Source organism: Limnospira sp. PMC 1279.21 (assembly GCF_032349615.1).
GTDB classification, from domain to species: Bacteria; Cyanobacteriota; Cyanobacteriia; order Cyanobacteriales; family Microcoleaceae; genus Limnospira; species Limnospira fusiformis.
The window spans coordinates 1-7,813 of the sequence record NZ_JARPLU010000194.1 but is presented as its reverse complement, the minus strand read 5'-3'; the positions used below and the strand labels follow the sequence as shown (position 1 = coordinate 7,813).

Genomic DNA, 7,813 nt, shown 5'->3' with positions numbered 1-7,813 from the left:
GTGCACGGTTCTGAATGGGAGGGGATGAAGGTGACTTCACTCTCGACCCCTAATCTTACAATCAAACCGTGACCTGTTAGCATTTCCCGTCCATTACAGCCGGGCGTTGGCTTCTGGTCACATCTCACATCCTCTAGGACTTGCGCTTACATTTGTCACTACTAACTACCTCGACCAGATAGTTAGAGTCCGGGAGGACTTAAAACGTTCCGTTTATACGGGCATTCCATCGTTAGATTTGTCCTTTCCACCGGGGTACTTTTAAAGGTCTGTGTAGGTAGTAATGGTAACCTCCTACTTTTTCTCCTTACTCTTTTGATCGCAGCGTGTCAACCTATTTCGCTACTCTGTATTTACGATGGTTCAAGCCGGACATTCGGTTTCCCTAATCATGGATGGTTGGCAGTGGTCTCGATTCCGGTGTTGGGTTACACCTCGGAGCCTTCCGTTCTCCGCTTCAATCCTGGGGTTATGATTCCCAAAACTGGGGGTGGCTTTCGCCGTTACTCTCTACTCCCTGATTTCTCAGTTGGTTTATGACCTTGAGTTCCCTGCCTTGCTATAATAGTTATCTACCATAGCGTCGGGACATATAAACAGTTATGAGGATGGTCAGGAGTGCGCTCCTTATATCCAACCGAGGGGTTGGAGTCCCCACCAGGCGGTTATTTTGGGTATTACAACCCTATTTCATGCCTGAACGTCTCGCACATAGTATATATAGTATCACAGGAGATCAGCTTGAATTCAACAGTAATCATGACAATTGTACTGCTGGTTATGATGTTTGGAGCGGGTATCTTCAGTTCTTCGACAGGATATAAACTCGGTCGTGATGCACTCAAGGAAATCACTCAGCCAGACGTGCGACCCAGCAACATTAGCGATCGCATTAATAACTCATCTTCCCGTCAAGAGGGAGTAAAACTCCTCAGAGAAGAAGATATTATCGCTCAAGTCAAAAAACGCATAGCAGCCGGGGGTGTTGATCCGGATACCCCACCTCCTCAACCCCAAACCCAGGAGAAACCCAAAGAAGAGGATCAGGCGCGATCGGAAACCACTAACCAAGTTACATTTCCTATTGTTAGCAGTGATGGGGGTGTCACTATGGAAATCACCTCCACCCAACGCCGCAGCAATTCTTTACAGCTAAATGTCAATCTCAAAAACGAAAGTGATCAATCAGTGCGGTTTCTTTATAGTTTCCTGAATGTAACTGATGACCAGGGACGTGCTTTAAGTGCTAGTGTAGATTCTCTACCTGGTCAACTACCACCAGGGACTCAAACTTATACTGGAACTATTGCTATCTCTACGGCTTTGCTAGATAATGTTCAGGAACTGGCTATCAGTTTAACGGACTATCCAGAACAAAATTTGCAATTACAAATGTCGGGTATTCCTGTGGCACAATAACAATGAACAATGAGCAATGAACAATGAACAATGAACAATGAACAATGAACAATGAACAATTAATAATTAATAATGAACAATTAATAATTGTTATGCTTCCGATAAGCACATCCGATAAACACAACAATAAGCATGAAATATAGTGATAGTTTCTCCAGCATCATATCCCTAAATCCCTCACCCAGGGGGAGAGATGGACGAGTGAAAGCCTATGGCATGATTCCCCCAAAAGCTGTAATTAATAATTATTAATTGTTAATTATTAATTATTAATTGTATGGATACAAGTTCCTTGGGTGATTTATCAGGATTAACGCTGACGGCTCAGGATATTTTTGGGCGATTATTATCGGTGTTTTTGCTGATTGCTGTTAATGCCTTTTTTGTGACGGCTGAATTTTCGATGGTGTCGGTAAGGCGATCGCGAATTAGCCAGTTAGTGGATGAAGGAGATTTACCTGCTATCACGGTTCAGCAATTACAAAGACGCATAGATTTATTGCTGTCTACTACCCAATTTGGGATTACGCTGTCGAGTCTGGCTTTGGGTTGGATTGGTGAATCAACTATGGCGGTGGTGATTCGCCAGATACTTAATCAAATTCCTTTATACCAATTCCAAGGGTGGCTGGCTCATTCCCTGTCTATTTCCATTGTCACCTTTTTTATGCTGGCTTATCTGCAAATTGTGCTGGGGGAATTAGTCCCCAAATCTCTGGCGCTATTATATCCTGAACAGATAGCCAGAATGTGGGCCCCTTATTCTTTGGCGATCGCTCGAATTTTTAAGCCATTTGTCTGGTGTTTAAATCAGTCTACCCGGCTGTTATTGCGTCTGTTGGGAATTAACTACACCGGACAACCTTACACCCGCGTAACCCCAGAAGAATTGCAGCTAATTATCACTACATCTAGTGAATCCATGGGTTTAGAAGCTGAGGAAAGACAGCTACTTAATAATGTGTTTGAATTTGGGGATGTACTCACTGAAGAGGTGATGATTCCTCGCACCAGTATTGTCTCGCTTCCTCATACCGCCACCTTTCAAAACCTCCTAGAAGAAATGGCAGTTTCTAACCATTCTCGTTACCCTATTACGGGGGAATCCTTAGATGATATTTTGGGGATTTTAGACTTTCGGGATTTAGCCAAACCTTTAGCGGAAAGACAGCTTGATGAGGAGACACCTATTTTAACCTGGGTTCGCGCGGCTCGGTTTGTTTCTGAGCAAATGTTACTCAGTGAATTATTACCCCTAATACAGCGATCGCAACAGGAAATGGCTATTGTGGTAGATGAGTTTGGCGGTACAGCCGGACTGGTAACCATTGACGATTTAATCTCCGAAATTATTGGGGATGGTTCGGAATTAGCCGAAGGGGAAGATGGGGATATTAAGTTTGTCGATGACCAGACTTTTTTAGTCCAGGCTCAGTTGGATGTTGAGGAAGTTAACGAACTGTTAAATTTGGATTTACCCTTAAATGAAGAGTATCAAACTTTGGGGGGTTTTCTCACCTATCAACTGCAAAAAATCCCCGCCGTTGGGGAAGTCTTGACCTACCACAACCTAGAATTTAAGGTGGTGTTAGTCGAGGGTCCCCGTTTGGAACAAATCCAAATCTCTCAGTTGCGACCTAAAACTACATCAGATGCTGAACTGACTATTGCGGAACTTTTGGAGTCGCCAGACTCTCAGGATAGGGAAGCCGATAGTTTAACGGCTATGGATGAAATCACCCCCCCACCCGATAATGATACCCCCAAAATATCGGATAATTCCCCATCAGAAAAAAGCGAGGTTGATTATACCATTGCGGAACTGTTGGAGTCGGGAGACTCTGAGGATAGGGAAGCCGATGAGGATAGGGAAGCCGATAGTTTAACGGCTATGGATGAAATCACCCCCCCACCCGATAATGATACCCCCAAAATATCCGATAATTCCCCCTTAGAAAATAGCCAGGTTGATGATGCGATCGCAGAACTTTGGGAGTCTTCGGACTCTGAGGATACAGAAGGAGAGGAGAGGGGGAGGTAACTGTTAACTCTCAGCCTTTTCTGAGGTTTCAGTGTTCTGGTCACTGGTTTGCGGAATAACGGACGGTGCGAGAATCTTTAACCCGTTGGGAATACATTGAATTTCTATGGGTGTAGTCCCGATAATTTCACCATCTAGGACAACTTTTTGAGGGGGTTCAGTTTTCACCTTAACGTTAGTGGCGCGTAACCCAATCATGTGATCGCGCTGGGTTCCGGTTTTCAGCAAAGCCGACCCAAACAATTCTACCATACCAGCGATCGCCCTAACTTTAGTAAATTTCTGATTTTCGTTTTGATTAGCAGCAAAAATCAACACCTCTAACTTCCCATCATTAGGGATAACCTCTCCCAAACCTTGAGCTAAAATTGAGGTAGCCGGAGCCGCATTAGCAATAGTGACAGCACCAGAACGAACTCGGCTGATAGTTCCATCAATCTCGATTTCCGTATCAAAAAGGACTTGCTCATCGAGTTGTTGTAATCCCGCCATTATATAAGCCAGAGCGCCCCAACGCTGCTTAGTTTCCCGATCAGCTTTATCAATGGTTTCGGCTTCATAACCAATTCCAGCCAATAGAATCATAGGGCGCGCGTTACAGGTAGCAATGTCAACTGTGCGAATTAACCCAGCGATAATATTATTACAAGCGCCGCGAATATTCCCAGGAATTCCCATAGCCATACAAAAAGCATTAGCCGTCCCGCGCGGAATGATACCCAGAGGGATATCTGTTCCCATCACCGCACCAGCGACCGCCGAGACGGTTCCATCCCCTCCAGAAGCAATAACGATATCCACCCCGGATTCAACGGCTTCCTTAGCCAACTGTTCGGCGCTAATGGTAGGAGTTGTGAAGGATACCTTGAGATATATATGGGGTTCTAACAATTGTCGAATCAAAACCAAGTCCTGTTGGGAGTTCCCCGTCCCGGAAACCGGGTTAAAAATTAAACAAGCCGACCGACTACGGGTGAGACCGCTTAACATAGCCCTAGCAGTAGCGCGGTTGGTGGCTAGGGGTACATTTTGCAGGTTACAAGCGCGAATCAATACTTGAATTTCGGGGGAGGATAAGTTAAAACCAGGATCGAGGAAGAAAATTACAGCGGCGATTTCTGTTTCCTGTAGGATGCGATAGGCTAGTTCAATATCTCCTCCGTGATGGAGAGATGATAACACCTGCACCTCTACTCCCGTTCCCTGTAGGAGATATTGGGCGGTCCTTTCTGGAGCGATTAGTTCGTAGAAGGACAAAGCCACAGTATTCTCTTCTACAAAGCTGACAAGTTCCTCTCGTTGGCTATCATGGGCGATTAGGGCGATGGTTGTAGACATGGGGGATTATAGTTGACAGTTAAAAGTAGACAGTCAACAATTATCAATTATTTGGGCATAAGTTTCACCAATTCCCGTGATGGTTTCGGGCTGTTTCTCCCCCAAAAACTCAAAATTAGCTGATATCTAGGGTATCCATATCTATGCAATTAAATCCCCAAACTACATCAGAGCAGCAGTTAACCTCGACTACCCTACCCACACAGACGATTATTTTGGATGTTGGGGGAATGAAATGCGCTGGTTGTGTGATGGCGGTAGAACGTCAACTAAACCAGCAGCAGGGGGTGATTGCTGTTCGGGTTAACTTAGCCACGGAAGTGGCGACGGTTGAATGTGAACCCGGTACAGTCGATCCACAAAAACTGGCCGATATTTTAACAGAAACGGGGTTTAATAGTCAACTGCGTTATGGGTCTGCGGCTCACCAAAAGCTGACTTTTGAGGAACGTCACCGCCAAGAAATGCGCGACCAAATTGGGCGGGTGATTATTTGTGGGGTGCTGATTTTTCTGTCGGGAATAGGTCACTTTCATCATATAGCTTGGGGAGGGCTTCCCCTAGTGAGTAGTATTTGGTTTCACTGGGGGTTAGCCACTTTGGCTTTACTATTCCCAGGCCGATCGCTTATAGTGGATGGCGTGCGTAGTCTGGCGCGAAATGCTCCTAATATGAATACCCTCGTGGGATTGGGGACTATTAGCGCCTATACTGCGAGTTTGGTGGCTCTGTTATTTCCTCGGTTGGGTTGGGAGTGTTTCTTTGATGAACCTGTGATGCTGTTGGGGTTTATTTTGCTGGGAAAAACCCTGGAACAACAAGCAAGAATTAGGGCGGCTAGGGCTTTTGAGGCTTTGTGGGGTTTGCAACCGACAACGGCTCAGGTGATTCTCTCGACACAACTACCTGAACTAACTCAGGAAAATTCGGCGATCGCCTGGTCATCTCCGACGGTGGAGGTTCCGGCGGAACAGGTGCGGGTGGGGGATTTGGTTAAGGTTTTTCCGGGTGAGAAAATCCCCGTTGATGGTAGGGTGATTATGGGGAGTAGTACGGTTGATGAGTCGATGCTCACGGGAGAGTCTTTCCCAGTGACTAAACAACGGGATTTAATGGTTTTTGCGGGAACTTTAAACCAGTCGGGAGGGCTGATAATTGCGGCAACTCGCACGGGAGAAGAAACTACTGTTGCCCAAATTATCAGTTTAGTAGAAACGGCTCAAACTCGCAAAGCACCGATTCAATTTTTGGCGGATAAGGTGGCGGGATATTTTACTTATCTGGTCATGGGTTTGGCGACGCTGACTCTCATTTTTTGGTACACAATTGGCACTAAAATTTGGCCGGAGGTGATGACCTCGGGAGGGGTGAATTTGGCGGTTGATGCACCTTTGCTATTGAGTCTCAAATTGGCGATCGCTGTTTTGGTGATTGCTTGTCCCTGTGCTTTGGGACTGGCTACCCCTACGGCTATTTTAGTGGGTTCTGCGATCGGTGCGGAACGAGGTATATTGATTAAAGGTGGTGATATCCTAGAGAGGGTTCACCAACTCCACACTGTGGTTTTTGATAAGACGGGAACTTTGACGACGGCTTCTCCCCAGGTGACTACCTGCGTTAGTTTGTCTCACGGCTTTAGTGATGACCGGATTTTGCAATTGGCGGCGGCGGTGGAACAGGGAACCCATCACCCTATCGCTACCGCCATCTGTAGAGCCTTAGAAGGGCGTAACCTGCCTATTATAGATGCGGAAGGTTTTGTGACTCAGACGGGGCTGGGTGCGGCTGCTATGGTCGATGGAGAGAGAGTTTGGGTGGGTAGTGCAGAAGGTTTGAGCGGCTGTGGGGTGATTTTGTCGGAGTCGGTGTTATCGATAATTCCACCAGGAGAAACGGTGGTATATGTGACTGTGGGTGATGAGTTGGTGGGGGTGATTGGTATTTGCGATCGCCTCAAGTCTGATGCTAAAATGACGGTGGAACGGCTCCAGAAAATGGGGTTAAATGTAGTTCTACTCACAGGCGATCGCTTTTCGGTAGCCGAGGCGATCGCTTCGGAGCTACAATTGTCTGAGGGGTCGGTGCTGGCAGAAGTGCGACCGGAAGATAAGGCTAAGGCGATCGCTGCTTACCAACAGCAAGGACACCGGGTAGCCATGGTGGGGGATGGGATTAATGATGCTCCGGCTTTAGCTCAGGCTGATGTAGCGATCGCTTTGGGAACCGGAACTGATGTGGCGATCGAAACTGCTGATATTGTACTCATGGGAGACGCACTCGGTGACGTAGTGGAGTCTATTCGGTTGAGTCAACAAACATTCAACAAAATTCGCCAAAATCTGTTCTGGGCTTTTGCTTATAATACCATCGGTTTACCCATGGCGGCGGGTGTCCTGCTACCAGGTTTTGGTATAGTTTTCAGTCCCTCGGTAGCAGCGGCATTTATGGCTTTTAGTTCGGTGAGTGTAGTCACCAATTCCCTACTATTACGTCGCCAATTCACCCCCGCCGATTTTCCCCCATCAATAAAATCCCAGCCGGAATAGCTGGTTATATAACGGCTGAAATTATCGCGTCCACGGGAATAGTAATATCAGGAAAAGCCACGGGGGAAACCTCTCCATAAGTGAGGGTAATTGGGAAAAGAAACCGGGTTTCTAAAAGTCTCAACAAGCCACCGGGTTTCGGAAGTCCGGTGAAGGGTGAAAGCGGCTTGATTTACAGGTTAAGATTTCCGGGGTCGATTTTTCTTAAAGTGGCGATCGCCCTGCTACTGGGAAAAGAAATGGGAAAAGAAACCGGGTTTCTAAAAGTCTCAACAAGCCACCGGGTTTCGGAAGTCCGGTGAAGGGTGAAAGCGGCTTGATTTACAGGTTAAGATTTCCGGGGTCGATTTTTCTTAAAGTGGCGATCGCCCTGCTACTGGGAAAAGAAATGGGAAAAGAAACCGGGTTTCTAAAAGTCTCAACAAGCCACCGGGTTTCGGAAGTCCGGTGAAGGGTGAAAGCGGCTTGA

Annotated in this window: 5 protein-coding genes; 4 read left to right on the top strand and 1 reads right to left on the bottom strand. The window is 46.6% G+C overall.

The features are described 5' to 3' along the window. The first annotated feature begins 759 nt into the window (after nt 1-759). Together P5683_RS20925 and P5683_RS20920 are read left to right on the top strand one after the other, a co-directional pair. Nucleotides 760-1,419 carry a hypothetical protein gene (locus P5683_RS20925; protein WP_006667966.1) on the top strand — a complete coding sequence of 220 codons (660 nt, stop codon included), beginning with the start codon at nt 760-762 and terminating at the stop codon, nt 1,417-1,419. Nucleotides 1,420-1,696: 277 nt separating this feature from the next. Next, nucleotides 1,697-3,460, top strand: a complete 1,764-nt coding sequence (locus P5683_RS20920) for a hemolysin family protein (RefSeq protein WP_006621754.1) — start codon at nt 1,697-1,699, stop codon at nt 3,458-3,460. A gap of 3 nt (nt 3,461-3,463) precedes the next feature. Here P5683_RS20920 and P5683_RS20915 read toward each other — a convergent pair whose 3' ends face one another. Then, nucleotides 3,464-4,798, bottom strand: a complete 1,335-nt coding sequence (locus tag P5683_RS20915) for a methylglyoxal synthase (RefSeq protein WP_006621753.1) — start codon at nt 4,796-4,798, stop codon at nt 3,464-3,466. Nucleotides 4,799-4,941: 143 nt separating this feature from the next. Here P5683_RS20915 and P5683_RS20910 point away from each other — a divergent pair, with 143 nt between their 5' ends. Both P5683_RS20910 and P5683_RS20905 read left to right on the top strand, forming a co-directional pair. Beyond that, on the top strand, nt 4,942-7,344 hold the full coding sequence (locus P5683_RS20910; protein ID WP_008056852.1) for a cation-translocating P-type ATPase: 2,403 nt from the start codon (nt 4,942-4,944) through the stop codon (nt 7,342-7,344). A 149-nt stretch (nt 7,345-7,493) separates the two neighbouring features. Further along, complete coding sequence (locus tag P5683_RS20905) at nt 7,494-7,646, top strand: hypothetical protein (protein ID WP_315645894.1); 153 nt, start codon at nt 7,494-7,496, stop codon at nt 7,644-7,646. The last annotated feature ends 167 nt before the right edge of the window (nt 7,647-7,813 follow it).

Bases quoted from the DNA above. Each gene is read 5' to 3' on its own strand.
- P5683_RS20925 (WP_006667966.1), top strand. From the start codon at position 760: ATGACAATTGTACTGCTGGTTATGATGTTTGGAGCGGGTATCTTCAGT.
- P5683_RS20920 (WP_006621754.1), top strand. From the start codon at position 1,697: ATGGATACAAGTTCCTTGGGTGATTTATCAGGATTAACGCTGACGGCT.
- P5683_RS20915 (WP_006621753.1), bottom strand. From the start codon at position 4,798: ATGTCTACAACCATCGCCCTAATCGCCCATGATAGCCAACGAGAGGAA.
- P5683_RS20910 (WP_008056852.1), top strand. From the start codon at position 4,942: ATGCAATTAAATCCCCAAACTACATCAGAGCAGCAGTTAACCTCGACT.